Source organism: Bacteroides propionicigenes (assembly GCF_018390535.1).
Classification (GTDB): Bacteria; Bacteroidota; Bacteroidia; order Bacteroidales; family Bacteroidaceae; genus Bacteroides; species Bacteroides propionicigenes.
Window position 1 is genome coordinate 168,928 of record NZ_JAHBBW010000004.1, and the last position, 20,262, is coordinate 189,189.

The window sequence follows — 20,262 nt, forward strand, 5'->3', positions numbered from 1 at the left end:
TTTGTTCAATTACTTCTTATCCTCCTGTTTGCTCTCTTTCACAAACTCAGCTTCGTAATGAAACTTTCTGAAGCCTTCTTTCAGTTTTTCAATATCGGTCTTATCGGCGTCGTAAGTGATAGTCACCGTCTTCGTCTTTAAGTCCGTGTTGAACTTTTTCAGCCCTTTCTCGAAACGGATATTGCTGTTTATCTTTTTCACGCAGTTCTCGCACGTCATTTGTGACACTTTGAACACTGCGGTACGCAGGTCTTTGGCTATAACTGTCGTTGCACTCAGCAATACAACTGCTAAGGCAATAAAAATCTTTCTTGTTTTCATATTGAAACGCATTTTAGTAATTAGTTATTAATTGAGAAATCATACTCTCGGAATATTAAAACGCACACCTATGTATGCTTTTGCCCCATGCATAGGCCCCCATACCATAGTGGCATCAAAGTTACTTCCCCAAGGATTGGCAGCATCGATAATGGGGTTCTTTTGCTTGAAGTTGGTAAGGTTTTCCCCTCCGATATAGACAGACCAGTTACGGAAATAACGGGTGACCTGCGCACTTAGCTGTTCAAAGCCATTGTAGCGGTGTTCCCACGACCATGTACCGTCTCCCAGTTCGTAAGGGGTCGGCATACGGCCGCCACCGTTCAACTGCAAGGTTGCATCGAACTGCCACAAACCCAGCGGAGTCTGATACGAAGCGGTAAGCAATCCTTTGTATTTGCCGGTAAGCGGTTTTTCCCGCAACTGTCCGTTGTAAGTAGTCTTGGCATCCGTCCAGCGATAGGCTGCCGTAAGGGTGAATCCCGGAAAGAACGGATAGGTGGCTTCCACTTGGAACACCTGCGAGTACGACCGTCCGTTGAGGTTGTAGAACAGAACGGCATGCGGATCGGTATCCATATCCACCACTACCTGCCTGAGGAAATCCGTATAGTAATATTCCGCATTCAGGTTCAGCGTTTTGCCGGACAAGGGAATATAAGCGGAAGCGCTCGCTCCGTAATTCCACGCCTCATCCTGATTGAGGTTCCGGGCAATATCCATCCGGCGGCTGCTTGCCAAAAGGTAATTATTCTCGGCAAGGACATGATTGGTGCGATAGCCTTTTCCGGCAGAGAGACGGAAATGTACATATTCATTGGGATTGTACTTTACATGGAAACGGGGAGTGACAAAATAACCGTACTCGCTGCTATGGTCGCCACGGATACCCCCCATCAGGATAAGTTTATCATCCAGATTATAGGTGTACTGCACATACGCCCCCGGAACGGTTTCCTTTACGAACTGTCTCGTAAGAGGTTGCTCCGCATCATTCGTCAGGCGATAATGCTGATTGTAAGAATCGTAGTTGAAACTCAGTCCCGTAGACAGACTGTGACGCTTGCCGAGTTCCGTCTCGAACAAAAGGGACGCATAGGCATTGTGCTGGTCTACATCGTACAATTTGCGTCCGTACACGGCATCCTGCCTGTGCAGAGAACCGGAAAGGATAAGCGCAAGGTTGGTATTCTTCTCCTTATTGAAAATATAAGCGTTTTTAGTGAAAGCCTCGTAACGGTCGGTTCCGATGGATATTTTGTAAGGGTCGGCCGGATGATTGCCTTCATGGCTCACCTGCCCGCTGTTACGGTCTTCGGACAAGGCTTTGATGCCTGCCTGAAATACGTAGCGGTCGCCCATATATGCCCAACGGTTCCATACGTTGTATTGTTTCACCTGAGGAATATCGGCAAAGCCGTCATCGTTGCTGTCGTGGGCTTTGGTTTCGTTTTCATAATGCGCCAGCAATGAAGTACTCCAACGCTTGGAAAGTTTCACAGTGGCATCCGCATTGGCTTCGTAACGATTGGTGGTACTACCGAAAAGATTGACTGACAACCAGTCGGCTTCGGGCAACTGGGGTTTCTTAAATTCCACATTGATTTGCCCGGTGATGGCCTCGTAACCGTTTTTGACGGATGCGCTACCCTTGCTCACCTGTATGCTTTGCATCCACGGACCGGGCACATACCCTAATCCGTACGGAGCTGCCGCTCCGCGAAAATTGGGAATGTTTTCCGTCATCATTTGTACGTAAGTGCCTGACAGCCCCAACAGTTTGATTTGCTTGGCTCCCGTAGCGGCATCGGAATAGGTCACATCTACCGAGGGATTGGTCACGAAACTCTCCCCGAGGTTGCAACAGGCAGCGCGTGTAAGTTCGGCACTGCTTATCATGTCCTCGTTCATCACACTGCTGCGCAACTTCATCGTCCCAAGCCTGCGGCTGACAACATTGACTTCGCTCAGTTCCACACCATCGCGAAGCACTATATCCAGCACTTCATCACGGCCGTTCACATGTATCGTATCGTTCTCAAAACCAATGAAACTGACCACCAGCATATGCTTACCGGCAGGTTTTGCGAGGGAAAAAGTTCCATCGGCAGAGGTAGTAACCCCCTGCGTCGTCCCCATCCAAAAAAGGTTGGCTCCGGCAACCGGTTCACCAAGATTATCTTTTACCATTCCCTTTACCTGTGCTTGCAAGGTGATAAAAGGAAAAGACAGCAATATTAACCATATGTATCTCATATCTGATTCTTTCTTATTTTGAAATTTCACAATAAAACAATTAAAAACATTCATTCCATGAGGTGAAACGATTCGTTCCACGGGGTGAAACCGTCTGTTCCATGAGATGAAACCTATCGTTCCCAGGTAGGGAACAACAAGTTTCACGGCAAGGAACAGACCGTTCCCTGACAGGGAACAAACACTCTCCTGCAAGGATATCTCTCTAAATAAGAAGTGTGGAATAAAGCGCCAGATAATGCCTGGAACTGCGATAGTGTGGCGGTGAATAGACTTGGGGTTCAGTCACCGGCAGTCCCTCCGGCAACAGGCAACCAAACTGCGGCAACTGCTCGCAGTATAATGTGCAGACGGGTACTGTCGAAGACGCTCCTTGTATATGCTTCATCACATCCACTTTATAGTGGAAGGTAGTACAACCGGTATCTTTGCAGGTTTCCTGTGATGAATGGTGCGCTTTCTCGCATTTCGAACAACCGGACGTGCAGCAACGTTGCTCCGTCTGGCATCCCGAACAGCAATAATGGATAATAGAAACTCCCGCCCCACTTACAATAATAAGTGAGGACATTAGTATAGCGAGTATGTAACGGAGCCTCTTCATAGACGCCGGCAAAGATAGAAAGTTTTAACCGTTTGCAGGAATTAATTTTTCCTTTTTTATGCGTGGAGTTCGTTAATAAGTTCTATATTTGTCGATAAAGATTCCTGATTGAAATGTTGATTTATAAACAAAATTCAATATGAAAAAGCAAACTGTCAGCCTACTTGTCCTTCTGCTTGCGGCAAGCGGCTTTTTCTTTTCTTGCGGTAACATCATGAACAAAAACGCCGGAGCGTTGGAGTTCGACAGTATACAAGTGAACGAAACCGCCCACCTTTTCGGTGATACCGCCAAACCGGCATGCAACCTCATCATCAACCTTACGTATGCTTCCCAATCTTCCGACGAGAAGATGAAGGACAGCCTGAACACCTATTTCCTTTCTGCCTGCTTCGGTGAGAAATATATGAATATGAGTCCCGAAGAAGCCGTAAAACAATACACCGGAAAATACGTCAGCGACTACCGCAAAGACTTGGAACCGATGTACAAGAAAGACGAACAAGACAAGGAAAATGCAGAAGATATGGGTGCATGGTACTCTTACTATAAAGGTATAGAAAGCCACGTGCAACTGTACACCGGGCATCTGCTCGTCTACCGCATAGATTACAACGAATATACCGGCGGCGCGCACGGCATCTATATGTCCACTTTCCTCAACTTCGACCTGCGCACATTGGCCCCTATCCGTCTGGACGATTTGTTCGTAGGCGACTACAAGGAGCAGCTAACAGACCTCCTGTGGAACCAGCTTATGGCCGACAACAAAGTAGCCACCCGTCAGGAACTGGAAGACATGGGCTACGTCACTACCGGCGACCTGACACCGACCGAGAACTTCTATCTGAGCAAAGAAGGCATCACGTTCTATTATAATGTATATGACATCGCTCCTTATGTAATGGGACCTGTAAAGATAACATTGCCGTACGAAATGATGCAACATCTGCTGAGCGACGACACTATGGCACTGAACGAAGTGCGCAACTCATAACCCCAAAAAATCAAAAGCTTAAAAACTTAGTATTAGTAATGGAACTCATCCTAAAGTACTTTCCGGACCTGACAGAAGAACAGAAAAGGCAATTTGCCGCACTCTACGACCTCTATACGGACTGGAACTCCAAAATAAACGTTATTTCACGTAAAGATATTGAGAACTTGTACGAGCACCACGTTCTCCATTCCTTGGGCATAGCCAAAGTCGTCCGTTTCACTCCGGGTACGAAAATCATGGACTTGGGTACAGGAGGCGGATTCCCGGGTATTCCGTTGGCCATACTTTTCCCCGAAGTACAGTTTCATCTGGTAGACAGTATCGGTAAGAAAGTGCGTGTTGCCACCGAAATAGCCGACAGCATCGGACTGAAAAACGTAACTACCCGCCATGCACGCGCCGAAGAAGAAAAACAGCTGTTCGACTTCGTTGTGAGCCGTGCCGTAATGCCCCTTACCGACTTATTGAAAATTATCCGCAAGAACATCTCCCCCAAACAACAGAATGCACTGCCCAACGGACTTATCTGCCTGAAAGGCGGCGAACTGGAGAAAGAAGCGATGCCCGTCAAAAACAAAACTACGATGTGGGACTTGAAGGAGTTCTTCGAGGAGGAATTCTTCGAAACAAAGAAAGCGGTATACGTAACAGTCTGAAAGAAGAATTTATTACAGTAAATATAGCATTATGAAGATAAAGAGATTTGAATTTAATATGTTCCCGGAGAACTGTTATGTACTGTGGGACGAAACCAACGAAGCCGTAGTCATCGACCCCGGTTGCTTCTACGAAGAAGAGAAACAGGCTTTAAAGAACTTTATCATCAACAACGAGCTGAATGTGAAACATCTGCTGAACACGCATCTGCATCTGGACCACATCTTCGGAAATCCTTTCATGCTGAAAGAATTCGGACTGAAAGCGGAAGCCAACCAAGCCGACGAGTTCTGGATTGACGAAGCACCCAAGCAAAGCCGTATGTTCGGTTTCCAGTTGCAGGAACCGCCCGTGCCATTAGGTACTTACCTGCACGACGGAGACATCATCACCTTCGGCAATACGGAACTGGAAGCCATCCATGTACCGGGACACTCACCGGGCAGCTTGGTCTACTATTGTGCGGCAGACCATTGTATGTTCTCCGGCGATGTACTGTTTCAAGGCAGTATCGGCCGCGCCGACCTTGCCGGGGGTAACTTCGACGAACTGATAGAACATATATGCAGCCGCCTGTTCATACTCCCCAATGAAACGATTGTTTATCCGGGACATGGAGCACCTACAACTATCGGCATAGAAAAGGCGGAGAATCCGTTCTTTAGATAACAACTTTAAATAATATATACGTATGAAAAACGATCTGTTGGCTAACCGTCACATCGGTATCAGCAAGAGGGATGAAGAACAGATGCTCCGCAAAATCGGCGTGGCAAGTCTGGACGACCTGATTGAAAAAACCATTCCTGCAAATATCCGTCTTAAAGAGCCGCTGGCTCTGCCCGAAGCGATGACCGAATATGAGTACGGACAACATATAGCGAAACTGGCAGCTAAAAATAAACTATACACTACTTATATCGGCATGGGGTGGTACAACACCATTACGCCTGCCGTAATCCAACGCAATGTATTCGAGAATCCCGTTTGGTACACTTCCTATACGCCTTATCAGACAGAAGTGTCGCAGGGACGACTGGAAGCTCTGCTGAATTTTCAAACCGCCGTTTGCGACCTCACCGGTATGCCCCTTGCCAACTGTTCCCTGTTGGATGAAGCAACCGCCGCTGCCGAAGCCGTTACGATGATGTATGCACTGCGTCCGCGCGATATGCAGAAAGCAGGGGCCAATGTAGTGTTTGTAGACGAAAACGTATTCCCGCAAACACTGGCTGTCATCACCACCCGCGCCATCCCGCAGGGCATCGAGATACGGACGGGTAAATACAATGAATTGGAACTGACCCCGGATGTCTTCGCTTGCATATTGCAGTATCCGGATGCCAACGGAAACATAGAAGACTACCGCTCTTTTGTAGAGAAAGCACATATTGCAGGCTGCAAAGTAGCTGTTGCCGCCGATATACTGAGCCTTGCCCTGCTTACTCCGCCGGGAGAATGGGGAGCTGACATCGTATTCGGAACTACCCAACGACTGGGCACACCGATGTTCTATGGCGGTCCGTCTGCCGGCTACTTCGCCACACGCGACGAGTACAAGCGCAATATGCCGGGACGTATCATCGGCTGGTCTAAAGACAAATACGGGAAGCTATGTTACCGTATGGCATTGCAAACCCGCGAGCAACACATCAAACGTGAGAAGGCTACCTCCAACATCTGTACCGCACAGGCGTTGCTGGCTACAATGGCAGGTTTCTATACCGTATATCACGGACCGGAAGGCATACGCACCATTGCAGAACGCATTCACAATATCGCCGCATATCTGGAAAAGGAAATCAATGAATTAGGATACAGGCAAGTGAACTCCCGGTACTTCGACACGCTCCGCTTTGCACTGCCCGACGGTGTATCGGCACAACAAGTCCGCACCGTTGCCCTGAGCAAAGAGGTGAACCTGCGCTACTTCAAAAATGGAGATGTAGGCATGAGCATTGACGAAACAACGGACTTGGTTGCAGTCAACGTACTGCTTTCCATTTTCGGCATCGCAGCCGGCAAAGACTACACCAAAGCCGCTGACATCCCCGACAGCTGCACCATTCCGGAAGTGTTCCGGCGTCAAAGCGCTTACCTGACGCACGAGGTATTCAACAAATACCATACGGAAACGGAAATGATGCGCTACATCAAGCGGTTGGACCGCAAGGACATCTCATTGGCACACTCCATGATTTCCCTCGGCTCATGCACCATGAAGTTAAATGCCGCCGCCGAAATGCTGCCGCTCAGCCGTCCGGAATTCATGAGTATGCACCCGCTCGTTCCCGAAGACCAAGCAGAGGGGTATCACGAACTGATACATAACCTCAGCGAAGAACTGAAAGTGATAACCGGATTTGCCGGAGTGAGCCTGCAACCCAATTCCGGCGCTGCCGGAGAATATGCGGGGCTTCGCGTAATCCGTGCCTATCTGGAAAGCATCGGACAAGGACACCGCAACAAAGTACTGATACCCGCTTCGGCCCACGGCACTAATCCCGCTTCGGCAGTTCAGGCAGGTTTCACCACAGTTACCTGCGCCTGCGATGAACAAGGAAATGTCGACATGACCGACCTGCGTGCCAAAGCCGAAGAGAACAAGGCCGACCTCGCCGCATTGATGATTACCTACCCCTCTACTCACGGCATCTTTGAAACGGAAATCGTGGAAATCTGCAAGATTATCCATGCCTGTGGCGCACAGGTTTATATGGACGGCGCCAACATGAATGCCCAAGTAGGTTTGACCAATCCCGGATTTATCGGTGCGGATGTCTGCCACCTGAATCTGCACAAAACATTCGCCTCTCCTCATGGCGGCGGCGGACCGGGTGTAGGCCCTATCTGTGTAGCCGAACATTTGGTTCCATTCTTGCCGGGTCACGAACTGTTCGGCAATGCTGCCAACCAAGTATCGGGAGCTCCTTTCGGCAGCGCGGGAATTCTGCCTATCACCTACGGCTACATCCGCATGATGGGCTCCGAAGGACTGACACGCGCCACCAAGATAGCCATTCTGAATGCCAATTATCTGGCTACTTGTTTCAATGATACCTACGGCATCGTTTATCGCGGAGCAACCGGCTTCGTAGGGCACGAAATGATATTGGAGTGTCGCAAAGTACACGAAGAAACAGGTATCAGCGAAAACGATATTGCCAAACGCCTTATGGACTACGGCTATCACGCGCCTACCCTCTCCTTCCCCGTTCACGGCACATTAATGATAGAGCCGACAGAAAGCGAAAGCCTTGCCGAACTGGATAACTTTGTACACGTAATGCTCACTATCTGGCAAGAAATACAGGAAGTGAAGAACGGCGAAGCGGACAAGACAGACAATGTGCTGATAAATGCTCCGCATCCCGAATATGAAGTAGTGGCAGACACATGGGAACACAGTTATACCCGGCAGAAAGCAGCCTATCCGATAGAAAGTGTTCGCGATAACAAATTCTGGGTGAACGTGGCGCGGGTAGATAATACACTGGGGGACCGTAAACTGTTGCCCACATGCTACGGATGCTTTGAATAGAATACCAAGAGAAGGTGTCAAAACATACCTGATGATTTTTTAGGCACGGATTACAGTAACCGTGCCTTCTGCCAATTTCTTATCTTTCACCGGAGCATTCTCAGGAGCATAGCCCAAAGCGGCACAGCCGTACACACGGTGATTCTCGGGAATACCAAGTTTGGTAAGGAAAGCACGCACATCGGGGTCATCACAGGTTTGTCCCACCTGATTAATCCAACAAGAGCCGATGCCTAAAGATTTGGCGGCAAGAAAGATATTCTGCAAGGCACATGCACAGTCCATAGATGCCCACCAGCGAGTGGGCTCATTGGAAACGATAATCAAGGTAGGGGCATGGTAATAACAGCAGTAGGTCTGACTGTGTCCGCGTTCCTGCATACGGGCATCATCACTCTTGGCAAAAGCACCCTTTATCTTTTCATTCAGTTCGGTCAGTATGGCTGCATCCTGAATGGCGGTAAAATGCCAAGTCTGGAAATTCATACCGCTGGGGGCATACGTTGCCGCTTCCAGTATAAGGTTCAAATCTTCTGCGGAAACCTGTTGTTCTGTATAAACGCGCACACTGCGGCGCAACTTAATGTTTTCTAATACTTCGTTCAACATTGTATGTTTGTTTTTACAATTCTATGATTGGGGTCAGCGTTTCAGCAACCCTATTTTTACATTCAACTTAAAGTAGTACACACCGTTCTCCCGTTCCAAGAAGCCGTATTTATCTTTATCCACCGAACCTTTTTCAAAACGGGTGTTCCGGTAAAGAAAGTCGGCAAAAGCCTGTCGGTCGGACTTATGATAACAGAGCACCTCACCGTCTCCATTAGCCAGCAACAATCCTTCTACGGCAGAGTCCGTACCGTTGTAAATCTTTGCAGGACGCATACCCAGTGCAAGCGCCAGCAAAAACTGTTTCATCTTAAACTCGTAGAAGCAGTGTTTGTTTATCAATTCATCCTTTATCTTCAGGGGATTCATTTCCTTGATGCGTTCCGTCAGTTCGGAAACACGGGTGATACCGTCCAAGTGCATGATACGCACCATTTCGGCAAGCATACGGGGAAAGTGAAGGTCTATCATCAGCAGGTTACAACGGAACACGCGGTCAGCAACGTCGGAATACTTCAATACACCGCCCAACCGTTCAATCATCAGCATACGTTCGGCAACTTCCGTAGGCGATTCAGGCAAGGCATTCACTTTGTTCACAGTGGGCACGGCAAACTTTACGCCGCTCTGCTCCAACTTCAGATTGGCTGTGCGTCCCCCATCCAGCAAAGGATTCATACGGCTGAGACGGCAACGGACAGTGAATCCCGTCAACGGAGCGTCTGCACTCCAAAAAGCTACGGAGAAGTCTGTACGGTCATCAGTCTTGGACTCCAAATCGTAAATGTTCACAGCATCCAGAAAAGCTTCCAGCCCTTCGGAAACTTCCACTTCCTCACCTTGCTCATTCCTCAACAGATAGAGTATGATTTCCGCCGCATCGCCAAAGTCCGCACGGGGGAACAAAAGTTCCTCTTTATCTGCCGATACTGTGAATGCACCGTCCTTTTCCACCGTACCGCTGACAATGCGTACATCCTCTTCCCCGATATAATAGCGGCGCGTACCGTCATGCTCCTCTCTCTGTATCAGCGCCACAGGCCAACACTTTTTGTCATCTCTCTGCGCGTTCGGAGTACCCGGAAAAACTTTTCCGTCCGCCAACAGACGAAAGAATGTATAAAGTTCGCCCAATTCACGCTTAGTTGCTTCAAATGCCATATCAATTCTATTTTTTATTATTACTCTTCCTCAAAACGTAAAGTTTCCACTTTCTCCAGACGCACCCTCAACCTGGGCATCATCGACTTACGGATGCGGAGCTTCATACGGCAGTCCATATCATACGACTGTTCCAGCATCTCCGGTTCTTCTTCCTTCACGATGCGCATTACATCATTCATAAAAGGATACTCAAAGAGAACGGTCACCGTTTCGTCCACTGTCTTTTCAATAACAGTAGCAGCAGCGATAGCCTCGGCAGCGGCGGCCTTATAAGCTACTATCAGCCCGCTCGTACCCAACTTTATACCGCCGAAATAGCGGACTACGACAATCAGAATATCCGTCAGTTCGTTCGAATTTATTTGCCCCAAGATAGGTTTTCCTGCCGTACCGGACGGTTCTCCATTATCATTAGCACGAAAATCCTTGCGCTCGTGCCCCAGCATATAAGCATAACACACATGGCGGGCATCATAGTATTTCTTCTGATAAGTTTCCAGATGCGCCTTTACTTCTTCAACCGTACGTACCGGCAAAGCGATAGCGATAAATTTACTGCGCTTCTCGGTATAAATTCCTTCGGACGGGGTGGCAATGGTTTTATACGTATCTTCACTCATGTTGCAAAGATACTATACTTTTTGCTATCCGCCTTTTGATAGCTATCAAAAAACTTTATCTTTGCAGAAGAAAGAAGTCATCTTCCCACAAAAAAAGAATATCCTCTTATGAAAATATATACCCCCCCGATCAAAAAAGCGGTTCTTGCCATAGACTCTTTCAAAGGTTGTCTCACATCTGCAGAGGCCGAAGCGGCGGCTGGCGAAGGCTTACACGCCGCATTGCCGGAATGTGAAGTTATCCGCATCCCAGTAGCCGACGGCGGCGAAGGCATGCTGGATGTCCTAATTGCCGCTACTCATGGAAAGGGTATCAGCGTACAGGCTCACGGTCCTTTAATGGAACTTCGCGAGGCCCGTTACGGCATTTCCGGTGACAGGCAGACGGCTTTTATCGAGATGGCAGCTATCAGCGGACTTCCACTCGTCTCCCCGGAAAAACGTAACCCTATGTTGACAACAACCTTCGGAACGGGCGAACTGGTACGGGATGCGCTGGACCGCGGATGCAGGCATTTTATCATCGGTCTGGGCGGAAGCGCCACAAATGACGCCGGATTGGGAATGCTCCAAGCATTGGGATTCCGCTTTCTGGATAAAACCGGAAATACTTTGGGTTATGGAGGGCAGATAATGAGTGAAGTTGATGCCATAGACACTTCGTCCGTCCACCCCTTACTCTCCAAATGTACCTTTACCGTTGCTTGCGATGTACAAAACCCATTCTACGGAACGAATGGAGCGGCATACGTATATGCCCCGCAAAAAGGAGCCGACGCAGCTATGATAGAAACATTGGATGCAGATATGCGGCATCTGGCAGCCGTCGTCTTCCGGGTCACCGGAAAGGACATATCTACCTATCCCGGAGCAGGGGCAGCCGGCGGAATGGGCGGAAGTCTGTCGGCATTCCTTAATGCCGAACTGAAGCCGGGCATACAACTCGTGCTGGAAACGCAGAACTTTGCAGAACAGATAAGAACCGCCGATTTGATTATCACCGGAGAGGGGAAATCGGACAAACAAACAGTTATGGGAAAAGTACCGTACGGCATACTAACGGAAGCAAGAAAACTGAACATTCCCGTCATCCTGATAGCGGGTGGCATAGAAGATACGGACATTCTTACGCATGCCGGATTTCATGGGATATTCTCCATAACTCCAAGTCCCGTCACTCCGGAAAAAGCTATGCAACCGGAATTTACGCGAATGAATATCCGCCGTACCGTAGAACAAATATGCAGGATTATCCGGTAGCCGCCCGTTAGCGCCGGGTGTGTCTCTTCGCCAGTTCCAATAATGGTTTTGCCGCAATTATCAATGTCACGGCAGTTAATATCATCAGTACACCAAGCATAATGCGCGGCGTGAGTTGCTCACCGAACACCACCACACCGAAAAACAAGGCCGTTACAGGTTCCAACGCTCCCAAAATGGCAGCCGGCGTAGAACCTATGCTATGAATGGAAAGCGTCATCATAATCAATGAAATGATAGTGGGGAACAAAGCCAATGAAAGAACATTCAACCACAGCACCGGAGAAGGAACAGGCTGCAAGGTCATACAGAAATCCAAACGTACCACATAAATGATGATACCGAACAGCAAAGCATAAAAAGTCAGCTTCGCCGTAGGCAGGTCCTTCAAGGAAGAACGGTTTACCCCTACTATATATATGGCATACGTCAGTGAAGACAGGATAACAAACAGTACCCCCAACATATTCAATGTCTTGCCGTCTCCTCCCTCGTACAGCAAAGAGATGCCCGTAAATGCCAGCGCAATGGAAAACATCGTAATAAAAGAGACTTTCTCATGAAAGAACACCGCCATAATGATAGCCACCATCACCGGATAGACAAATAAAATAGTAGACGCGATGCCCGCATCCATATAATTATAACTCTCGAACAGGAAAAACGAAGAAAAAGAGAACAGTAATCCCATTACCGCCAACGGAAGTATATCCGTCTTTTTCAGAGCGAAGGACTGTTTCTTTACTTTCATCAGAATGCCCAGCATCACAATAGCAAAAAAATAACGGTAGAACAAGACAGAATCCACATCCATCCCAGCCCCATACAAGGGTAATGCAAACAACGGATTCATTCCGTAACTGGCTGCGGCAATAGCTCCGTAAGTAAATCCTTTCAAACGTTCATTAGTCATAGCAATATCTCTTTCTAAAAATCGGGCGCAAAGATACCGCTTTTAAGTGAAGAATGAAAAATGAAGAATGAAGAATTTCCTTGCGGCATACTTGTGCAGCGCAGCAAAATTCTTCATTCTTCATTTTTCATTCTTCATTTTATAATACAGTACTCCTACCGCATCCGCCAACAGCCAACCGATAGGGATAGACCACCAGATGCCTGTTACCCCAATGGAGGGAATGGCGGCAAGCGCATAGGAAAGTATCACACGAGTACCTAACGAAATTACCGTAAGCACAACCGACATCCCCGGCTTGCGGATGGCACGATAATAACCGTAGAGTAAGAAGAGAATACCGATGCCATAATAGAACGCACCCTCTATACGCAGATATTCCACTCCGGTGGCAAGGATTTCCGTCTCGTCCGAACGGACGAAAATCAGCATCAACGGTTCTGCAAAGACAAAAACGAGTACGGAAACTATCAGCGAAAAGATAACCGTAGTAAAAAACGCGCTGCGAACACCCCGGCGAATACGTTCGTAACGTTTCGCCCCAAAATTCTGCGCGATGAAGGTGGAAAAAGCATTTCCGAACTCCTGCACGGGCATATATGCAAAGGAGTCTATTTTTACAGCAGCAGCAAAAGCCGCCATGACGGCTGTACCAAAGCTGTTGACCAATCCCTGTATCATCAGAATACCGAAATTCATGACCGATTGCTGTACGCAGGTCAGTGTGGAAAAAGAGACTATCTCTTTCAGACTGCAACGGTCAAAGTACATATCTTCGCGATGCAGCCGCAATTCCGGACGTTTCTTGCAGGTATAGAGCATTATACCTACCGCAGCAGCTCCCTGTGCTATCACTGTGGCTATCGCAGCTCCCTCGATGCCCCAATCCAATTGCAGGATAAAAAACAAATCGAGAGCAATATTTACTACAACAGAGACAGCCAAAAACCAAAGAGGAGTTACAGAATCTCCTACCGCACGCAGCAATGCCGCATAGAAATTATAGATAAATGTAAAGGCGATGCCGCAAAAAATTACCCACAAATAGCTGTACATCATGCCATAGATGTCCTGCGGCACTTGCAGCAAACGGAGAATTGGATCTAACCATACAAATACAGCCACATTCAGCAAAAATGTAACCGCTCCTATCAGCACGAATGAAACAAAAATACTGCGACGCAAAGCGAAACTGTTTCCCGCACCGTAGTGCAACGAAAACACCGTACCGCTACCGATAGACAAACCGAGAAGAACGGAAATAAGGAAAACCATCAGCGTATATGCCGAACCTACTGCCGCTAACGCATCCGCACCGATGCACTGCCCTACAATCAGCGTATCGGCTATATTATAGCATTGTTGCAGCAGCGAACCCGCCATCATAGGCAAGGTGAAACGCAACAGTGTACCCGTTATGCCGCCTTGTGTAAGGTCTCCGTTTCGTAACATCCCCACTACTATCTTCTTTAGGCAATACCCAATAGTTTCACTTCAAATACCAGCGTGGAAAAAGCCGGAATAGGCCCGCTGGTACGTGTACCGTATCCCACGGCATAAGGAATGTAGACCATCCAGTGGTCGCCCACATGCATCTGCTGCAAAGCTATCTGCCAACCGTCAATTACTTCGTTCAGCCGAAAAGCTTCCGGACAGTTACGTTTCCATGAATTGTCAAACTCTCTGCCGTTAATGAGCATTCCCTTATAATGCACCGACACAATACTATTTAAACGAGGAGTGGCGTTATTACCCTGTCCGCTCTCCAAAACACGGTAAAGCACACCGGCACCTAATTCTTTTACGCCTTCTTCAGTACGCAGAGTTTGCAGAAACTGTTCGTTCTTCAGCTTGTATTCTTCTTTTTTGCTCATATCGATCCTGTTTTCATGACTTACATTGAAAAGCCGTTACGCACGTAATCTGACCTTTCCGGCAAAGGTCAGCATTTTCTATATAACAGGAAAGAAAACGACAATATAAAATAACGGAGCACTGTATAATACAATGCTCCGTTTCCTATTCATTCTGCAAGATTATATTTGATTAGTCCAGTTTATGAATTACCAGTCCCGAACGTAACTTCGGTTCAAACCAAGTAGTCTTGGGCGGCATGATATTACCGGTGTCGGCTATGTCCATCAATTGTTTCATAGATACAGGATAAAGTGCCAAAGCTACTTTCATCTCTCCGCTATCCACTCGTTTTTTCAATTCACCCAAACCACGGATACCGCCAACAAAGTCAATGCGTTTGTCGGAACGGAGGTCTTTAATGCCAAGAATTTCATCCAGTATCAAATTAGACGAAATAGTAACATCCAACACACCGATAGGATCATTATCGTTGTAAGTACCCGGCTTGGCAGTAAGGCTGTACCACTTACCGTCCAAATAAAGAGAAAAATTATGTAATCCCGCCGGTTTGTAGATTTCCGTTCCTTTCTCTTCTACCGTGAAGTTCTTGCCTACGGCAGTCAGGAACTGTCCGGGAGTCATGCCGTTCAAATCCTTCACTACACGATTATAGTCGATGATAGTCAATTGATTGGCAGGGAAACAAACAGCCATAAAGTAATTGTATTCCTCGTTTCCGCGATGATTAGGATTTTGCTTAGCCTTCTCCGCACCAACCAAAGCAGCTGCTGCGCTACGGTGGTGTCCGTCTGCAATGTAGAGCGCAGGCATCTTGGCAAACTCTTTGGTTATAACATCAATATCTTCCTGTTTGTCGATAATCCAGAATGTATGCCCGAAACCGTCACCCGGAGCGATAAAGTCGTAAACGGGCTTCTGAACCGTGTAACGAGCTATGACAGTATCCAATGTAGCATTATCGGGATAGGCAAAGAATACAGGCTCAATATTCGCATTGTTCACACGCACATGTTTCATGCGGTCTTCTTCCTTGTCGCGACGGGTAAGCTCATGCTTCTTAATGACACCATTCATATAATCGGGTACGTATGCACCCACCACCAAACCAAATTGCGTCTTGCCGTTCATGGTTTGGGCATATACGTAATAGTTTTCCTTCTCGTCCTGCACCAGCCAGCCTTTGTCTTGGAACATTTGGAAGTTCTCGGCAGCTTTCCGATAAACACGCTCATCATGCTCGTCCGTACCGACAGGAAAATCTATTTCCGGCTTAATGATATGATACAAGGATTTTTCGTTTCCTTCCGCTTCTTCACGAGCTTCGGCAGAATTCAATACATCGTAAGGACGGGATGCAACTTGTTCCACCAAGTCTTGGGGAGGGCGAACGCCCTTGAAAGGTTTTATTACAGCCATGGTTATTAGATTATTAAAGAATCTATTTTACTTATTAACGCGGAACTTCTCGCAACCGTCTTTCAGGAAACCAACAATCTGCTTGGCAGCGGCAATACCTGCATTAATATTGGCTTCGGCAGTCTGTGCACCCATCTTTTTCGGTGTAGAGAAATAACGGCCGGCAAACTTGGCGGCAAAAGTCTCATTGGCCGCAGGCATAATGTCAGTCATATATTTCAAGTCGGCACGTTCTTCCATGAGCTGAATCAGTTCGGCTTCGTTGATAACCTCCTTACGGGCAGTATTTACCAACAAACCGCCTTTCGGCATTTGGTTCACCAAAGCATAGTTGATAGAGTTTTTGGTTTCTGCCGTTGCTGGAATATGCAGGGAAACGACATCACAAGTAGAGTAAAGCTCCTCGGCTGAAGCGACAGCCTTTACACCGTCTTTCTCAATAACTTCTTTCGGACAGAAAGCATCGAATGCGTAAATGTCCATACCGACACCTTTGGCGATACGTGCCACATTACGGCCTACATTACCGTAAGCATGAATACCCAACTTCTTACCCATCAGTTCCGTACCGGAAGTACCGTTGTACATATTACGGACAGCCATTACCATAAGTCCGAAAGCCAACTCGGCTACGGCATTAGAGTTTTGGCCCGGAGTGTTCATCACACATACATTGTGGGCAGTGGCGGCTGCCAAGTCCACATTGTCATAACCGGCACCGGCACGTACCACGATTTTCAATTCTTTGGCGGCATCTAAAACCTCGGCATCAATGATGTCGCTACGGATAATAATAGCATTGGCATCCTTCACAGCTTCCAGCAATTTTGCTTTATCACCATATTTTTCCAGCAAAACAAGTTCATAACCTGCTGCTTCAATTTCTTTGCGAATACCGTCTACTGCAACTTTTGCAAACGGTTTGTCTGTTGCAACTAATACTTTCATGATTTAATGGTATTAAAAAAGATTCACCACAGAATCACACAGAGTTTCACAGAGTTTTCCTTTTCATTTTAATCTCTGTGGGACCCTGCGCCCTCTGTGGTGAATAAATAATATTGTTAATGAAGTTTCTCAAATTCCTGCATACAATCTATCAAGGCTTGTACGCTTTCTTTCGGCATAGCGTTGTAGCAAGATGCACGGAAACCACCTACAGAACGGTGTCCCTTGATGCCTACCATACCTCTTTCGGTTGCGAATTTCAGGAAGTCGGCTTCAAATTCTTTGTATTCGGGAGCCATTACAAAACAGATGTTCATACGAGAGCGGTCTTCTTTGGCAGCAGTACCCACAAACATCTTGTTGCGGTCTATCTCAGCATACAGCATATCTGCCTTTTCGATGGCGCGACGTTCCATTTCTTTCACACCGCCCTGAGCCTTAATCCAGCGCAAAGTCTGCAATGCAGTGTAGATGGGAACAACTGGAGGAGTATTGAACATGGAGCCGCTGTCAATGTGGGTCTGATAATTCAGCATGGTCGGGATGTAGCGTGACACCTTACCTACCGCATCATTCTTCACGATAACGAAAGTTACGCCCGCAGGAGCCAGATTCTTCTGTGCACCGCCATAGATACAGATGTATTTAGACACGTCGATAGGACGAGAGAAAATATCAGATGACATATCGGCAATCATAGGTACATTTACATCCAAGTCTTCTTTCAGTTCCGTACCATAGATGGTATTGTTTGTTGTGATATGGAAATAATCCGCATCGGCAGGTACTGTGTAGTCTTTCGGAATATAAGTATAAGTGGCTTCAGCAGAAGAGGCAACTTCTACAACCTCGCCAAAACCTTTGGCTTCTTTCATTGCCTTCTTAGCCCACACGCCGGTGTTGAGGTAAGCAGCTTTCTTTTCGAGGAAATTGAAAGGAACCATGCAGAACTCCATACTTGCACCACCGCCCAAGAACAATACCGAATAACCTTCGGGAATGTTAAGTAGTTCTTTGAACAGTGCTACGGCTTCGTCCACTACGGGCTGAAAGTCCTTAGCACGGTGGCTAATCTCCATAAGAGAGAGACCGGATCCATTGAAATCTAAAATAGCCTTCGCTGTATCCTCTATCACCTCACGCGGAAGAATGGAAGGTCCTGCATTGAAATTATGCTTTTTCATTTGAAGTTTGTTTTGGTTATACAATTTCGTTCATTTTGTGTCTTACGACATGGCGAAATTACGGAATTATTTCTGTATTGCAAATCTTTCCTTATAAAAATCCTTCTTTATTGCGTATTTACCTTACTTTTTATTGGTATATACAAGAAATATACACCAATCTGTTATGTATACTTACCAAAAAAGGTATTAAAAGGTAAACTAAAAGATAGAAGCGGAAATAACTTTCTACTAAGAATGAAAACTGAAAAGAAAGTGCATAATTATCAGAAACAAATCATCTCCTTATGCTTAATAACATTGCCCTATATGCTTAATAACATGAGGCTACCGGGCTTCTTCTATCAGCGTTTTCATGCCTTTTATCTTTTCACCGCGCAGCAGCGTAAGCAGTTGCTTCACTTTGCTGCGACGAACCGCCACAAAAGCATAATGTTCTTTTACGTCCACCTGCCCCACATCTTCGCGCACCAGTCCACCTTTCTTATATAAGAATCCAACGATATCCACCTTGTTCAACTTATCCTTCTTGCCTTTACCTATATATAAGGTAGTCCAGCGAGGTTTGGCAGGCTTCGGAGTTTGCTCCGGCAATTCGAATACGGGAATTTCCTCCGGAAGATAGTCCGGAAGGCGTTCTTCCGTGTGGAGAAGAAGGAAAGATGAACCGCGTGCTTCCCAGCGTGCCGTACGTCCGTTGCGATGTGTAAAGGCTTCTTCGTTGACAGGCATATGGTAGTGCACCACATTATCGATGCCCGGAATATCCAGCCCGCGTGCGGCAAGGTCAGTAGATACCAAGACGGGGCAACTGCCGTTACGGAACTTGTAAAGCGCCCGTTCACGGTCGTCCTGTTCCATACCTCCATGAAATGCGTCACAAGGAAACTTCTTTGACCTCAAGTAGGTGACCACGCGCTCCACACTTTCGCGATAGTTCACGAACACCAATGTAGAATGGTCGCCAAGCGTACAAAGCAGGCGATACAACGTTTCCAGTTTATCTTTGTCGGGAGAAATCACCTTCTGTAAGTTCAGGCGTTCAGAAACGGTTTCTTCCGAAAGGAAGTTCAGCTTAATGACCCGTGACGACGATGCAACGCCGTCGGACACTTCCCCTCCCACTCCTGCAAACAGCGGAATCTCCTCGGCATCCGTAGCCGAAAGCAGTACACGCTTCTTCAGAACAGGTAGCTGCCCGATAACTTCCGCCATTTCATCGTGGAAACCGAACTCAAGACATTTGTCAAACTCATCTATCACCAGCGTAGTGACGGAACGGGCATCAAAGTTCTGCTTCCGCAAATGGTCGTTCATACGACCGGGAGTACCGATAATAACAGCCGGATTAATACCTTTCATCGTGCGGTGCTCCTCCATTGCAGGGCGTCCGCCATAACAACTCATTGCCTTGAAAGGCACACTCATCGACTTGAATACAGTTTCTATCTGCAAAGCAAGCTCACGCGAAGGAACAAGCACTACTGCCTGCACGCCTTGTACGTCTGCCTTAAGCGATTGCACCAACGGCAGCAAGAATGCCAGTGTCTTGCCCGAACCTGTGGGCGACAACAGAACGAGGTCTTTATCCAACCGGTAAGCATTCTGCGCAGCCTCCTGCATCGGAGTGAGCTGTTCTATTTGTAAATTACGTAGTATATCAGATTGTTCCATAGCATCCTTTTATTTAATGGAGCAAAGATAAGAAAAGAAATCCGTTTGATAGGCTTGATAATATTATTTGATACGCTTGATAATTCGATTTGATGTACATCAAATAGTCATATCATCCGAAGCGCCCCGCTACATGGTTATAAAAAAACTCCGGCAAGAGCCAAAGCCCTACCGGAGTTTCTTCACTATTTTACTATTATGTGTCTTAACAACGCAT

The 20,262-nt window shown here is 47.1% G+C and carries 18 protein-coding genes; 5 read left to right on the forward strand and 13 right to left on the reverse strand.

What is annotated here, in order from left to right; genetic code table 11:
- Positions 1–9: 9 nt before the first annotated feature.
- From KG118_RS07585 to KG118_RS07595, 3 genes are all read right to left on the reverse strand, one after another.
- Positions 10–321 (reverse strand): heavy-metal-associated domain-containing protein, encoded by a 312-nt coding sequence (locus tag KG118_RS07585; RefSeq protein ID WP_117712020.1) that lies wholly within the window; start codon positions 319–321, stop codon positions 10–12.
- 39 nt (positions 322–360) lie between these two features.
- Positions 361–2,577 (reverse strand): TonB-dependent receptor, encoded by a 2,217-nt coding sequence (locus KG118_RS07590; RefSeq protein ID WP_213388396.1) that lies wholly within the window; start codon positions 2,575–2,577, stop codon positions 361–363.
- A 205-nt stretch (positions 2,578–2,782) separates the two neighbouring features.
- Entirely contained in the window at positions 2,783–3,148 is a 366-nt protein-coding gene (locus KG118_RS07595; RefSeq protein ID WP_233514899.1) for a hypothetical protein, read from the reverse strand.
- 172 nt (positions 3,149–3,320) lie between these two features.
- On the opposite strand from KG118_RS07595, the gene KG118_RS07600 reads away from it, so the two are divergent.
- Genes KG118_RS07600 through gcvP form a run of 4 tightly spaced genes read left to right on the forward strand, consistent with a single transcriptional unit; the run spans position 3,321 to position 8,379 of the window.
- A complete protein-coding gene (locus tag KG118_RS07600; protein WP_117711915.1) occupies positions 3,321–4,178 on the forward strand; it encodes a DUF3298 and DUF4163 domain-containing protein in 858 nt (285 codons plus the stop codon).
- A gap of 38 nt (positions 4,179–4,216) precedes the next feature.
- Entirely contained in the window at positions 4,217–4,837 is a 621-nt protein-coding gene (gene rsmG / locus KG118_RS07605) for a 16S rRNA (guanine(527)-N(7))-methyltransferase RsmG (protein WP_117711917.1), read from the forward strand.
- Between the two features lie 31 nt (positions 4,838–4,868).
- A complete protein-coding gene (locus KG118_RS07610) occupies positions 4,869–5,507 on the forward strand; it encodes an MBL fold metallo-hydrolase (RefSeq protein WP_117711918.1) in 639 nt (212 codons plus the stop codon).
- Positions 5,508–5,529: 22 nt separating this feature from the next.
- Entirely contained in the window at positions 5,530–8,379 is a 2,850-nt protein-coding gene (gene gcvP, locus KG118_RS07615; protein ID WP_117711920.1) for an aminomethyl-transferring glycine dehydrogenase, read from the forward strand.
- A 39-nt stretch (positions 8,380–8,418) separates the two neighbouring features.
- Here gcvP and KG118_RS07620 read toward each other — a convergent pair whose 3' ends face one another.
- From KG118_RS07620 to KG118_RS07630, 3 genes are read right to left on the reverse strand one after another with little or no spacing between them, the layout of a single operon-like run.
- Positions 8,419–8,988, reverse strand: coding sequence for a nitroreductase family protein (locus KG118_RS07620; RefSeq protein WP_117711922.1), 570 nt, complete (start codon positions 8,986–8,988; stop codon positions 8,419–8,421).
- A gap of 33 nt (positions 8,989–9,021) precedes the next feature.
- Positions 9,022–10,149, reverse strand: coding sequence for an HpaII family restriction endonuclease (locus KG118_RS07625; protein WP_117711924.1), 1,128 nt, complete (start codon positions 10,147–10,149; stop codon positions 9,022–9,024).
- 20 nt (positions 10,150–10,169) lie between these two features.
- On the reverse strand, positions 10,170–10,772 hold the full coding sequence (locus KG118_RS07630; RefSeq protein ID WP_117711926.1) for an IMPACT family protein: 603 nt from the start codon (positions 10,770–10,772) through the stop codon (positions 10,170–10,172).
- Positions 10,773–10,901: 129 nt separating this feature from the next.
- Between KG118_RS07630 and KG118_RS07635 the strand changes: the two genes are divergently transcribed.
- The gene (locus KG118_RS07635; protein ID WP_117712024.1) at positions 10,902–12,032 is read left to right on the forward strand and encodes a glycerate kinase family protein; all 1,131 of its coding nucleotides are present in this window, start codon (positions 10,902–10,904) and stop codon (positions 12,030–12,032) included.
- Positions 12,033–12,039: 7 nt separating this feature from the next.
- Here the strand turns inward: KG118_RS07635 and KG118_RS07640 are convergent, their stop codons facing one another.
- From KG118_RS07640 to KG118_RS07670, 7 genes are all read right to left on the reverse strand, one after another.
- Positions 12,040–12,945: a DMT family transporter gene (locus tag KG118_RS07640; protein WP_117711928.1), complete on the reverse strand. Its 906-nt coding sequence runs from the start codon at positions 12,943–12,945 to the stop codon at positions 12,040–12,042.
- A 120-nt stretch (positions 12,946–13,065) separates the two neighbouring features.
- Positions 13,066–14,397: an MATE family efflux transporter gene (locus KG118_RS07645; protein ID WP_117711930.1), complete on the reverse strand. Its 1,332-nt coding sequence runs from the start codon at positions 14,395–14,397 to the stop codon at positions 13,066–13,068.
- 17 nt (positions 14,398–14,414) lie between these two features.
- Positions 14,415–14,819 carry an FKBP-type peptidyl-prolyl cis-trans isomerase gene (locus KG118_RS07650; RefSeq protein ID WP_117711932.1) on the reverse strand — a complete coding sequence of 135 codons (405 nt, stop codon included), beginning with the start codon at positions 14,817–14,819 and terminating at the stop codon, positions 14,415–14,417.
- A gap of 172 nt (positions 14,820–14,991) precedes the next feature.
- On the reverse strand, positions 14,992–16,239 hold the full coding sequence (locus KG118_RS07655; RefSeq protein WP_117711933.1) for a DUF1015 domain-containing protein: 1,248 nt from the start codon (positions 16,237–16,239) through the stop codon (positions 14,992–14,994).
- Between the two features lie 27 nt (positions 16,240–16,266).
- Positions 16,267–17,187: an NAD(P)-dependent oxidoreductase gene (locus tag KG118_RS07660; RefSeq protein ID WP_117711935.1), complete on the reverse strand. Its 921-nt coding sequence runs from the start codon at positions 17,185–17,187 to the stop codon at positions 16,267–16,269.
- 116 nt (positions 17,188–17,303) lie between these two features.
- The gene (serC, locus tag KG118_RS07665; RefSeq protein ID WP_117711938.1) at positions 17,304–18,371 is read right to left on the reverse strand and encodes a 3-phosphoserine/phosphohydroxythreonine transaminase; all 1,068 of its coding nucleotides are present in this window, start codon (positions 18,369–18,371) and stop codon (positions 17,304–17,306) included.
- A gap of 327 nt (positions 18,372–18,698) precedes the next feature.
- Positions 18,699–20,045: a DEAD/DEAH box helicase gene (locus tag KG118_RS07670; protein WP_117711940.1), complete on the reverse strand. Its 1,347-nt coding sequence runs from the start codon at positions 20,043–20,045 to the stop codon at positions 18,699–18,701.
- Positions 20,046–20,262: the final 217 nt, after the last annotated feature.

Bases quoted from the DNA above. Each gene is read 5' to 3' on its own strand.
- KG118_RS07590 (WP_213388396.1), bottom strand. From the start codon at position 2,577: ATGAGATACATATGGTTAATATTGCTGTCTTTTCCTTTTATCACCTTG.
- KG118_RS07610 (WP_117711918.1), top strand. From the start codon at position 4,869: ATGAAGATAAAGAGATTTGAATTTAATATGTTCCCGGAGAACTGTTAT.
- KG118_RS07640 (WP_117711928.1), bottom strand. From the start codon at position 12,945: ATGACTAATGAACGTTTGAAAGGATTTACTTACGGAGCTATTGCCGCA.
- KG118_RS07620 (WP_117711922.1), bottom strand. From the start codon at position 8,988: ATGTTGAACGAAGTATTAGAAAACATTAAGTTGCGCCGCAGTGTGCGC.
- KG118_RS07655 (WP_117711933.1), bottom strand. From the start codon at position 16,239: ATGGCTGTAATAAAACCTTTCAAGGGCGTTCGCCCTCCCCAAGACTTG.
- KG118_RS07660 (WP_117711935.1), bottom strand. From the start codon at position 17,187: ATGAAAGTATTAGTTGCAACAGACAAACCGTTTGCAAAAGTTGCAGTA.
- KG118_RS07630 (WP_117711926.1), bottom strand. From the start codon at position 10,772: ATGAGTGAAGATACGTATAAAACCATTGCCACCCCGTCCGAAGGAATT.
- KG118_RS07670 (WP_117711940.1), bottom strand. From the start codon at position 20,045: ATGGAACAATCTGATATACTACGTAATTTACAAATAGAACAGCTCACT.
- KG118_RS07585 (WP_117712020.1), bottom strand. From the start codon at position 321: ATGAAAACAAGAAAGATTTTTATTGCCTTAGCAGTTGTATTGCTGAGT.
- rsmG (WP_117711917.1), top strand. From the start codon at position 4,217: ATGGAACTCATCCTAAAGTACTTTCCGGACCTGACAGAAGAACAGAAA.
- KG118_RS07625 (WP_117711924.1), bottom strand. From the start codon at position 10,149: ATGGCATTTGAAGCAACTAAGCGTGAATTGGGCGAACTTTATACATTC.
- gcvP (WP_117711920.1), top strand. From the start codon at position 5,530: ATGAAAAACGATCTGTTGGCTAACCGTCACATCGGTATCAGCAAGAGG.
- KG118_RS07645 (WP_117711930.1), bottom strand. From the start codon at position 14,397: ATGTTACGAAACGGAGACCTTACACAAGGCGGCATAACGGGTACACTG.
- KG118_RS07595 (WP_233514899.1), bottom strand. From the start codon at position 3,148: ATGTCCTCACTTATTATTGTAAGTGGGGCGGGAGTTTCTATTATCCAT.
- KG118_RS07600 (WP_117711915.1), top strand. From the start codon at position 3,321: ATGAAAAAGCAAACTGTCAGCCTACTTGTCCTTCTGCTTGCGGCAAGC.
- serC (WP_117711938.1), bottom strand. From the start codon at position 18,371: ATGAAAAAGCATAATTTCAATGCAGGACCTTCCATTCTTCCGCGTGAG.
- KG118_RS07650 (WP_117711932.1), bottom strand. From the start codon at position 14,819: ATGAGCAAAAAAGAAGAATACAAGCTGAAGAACGAACAGTTTCTGCAA.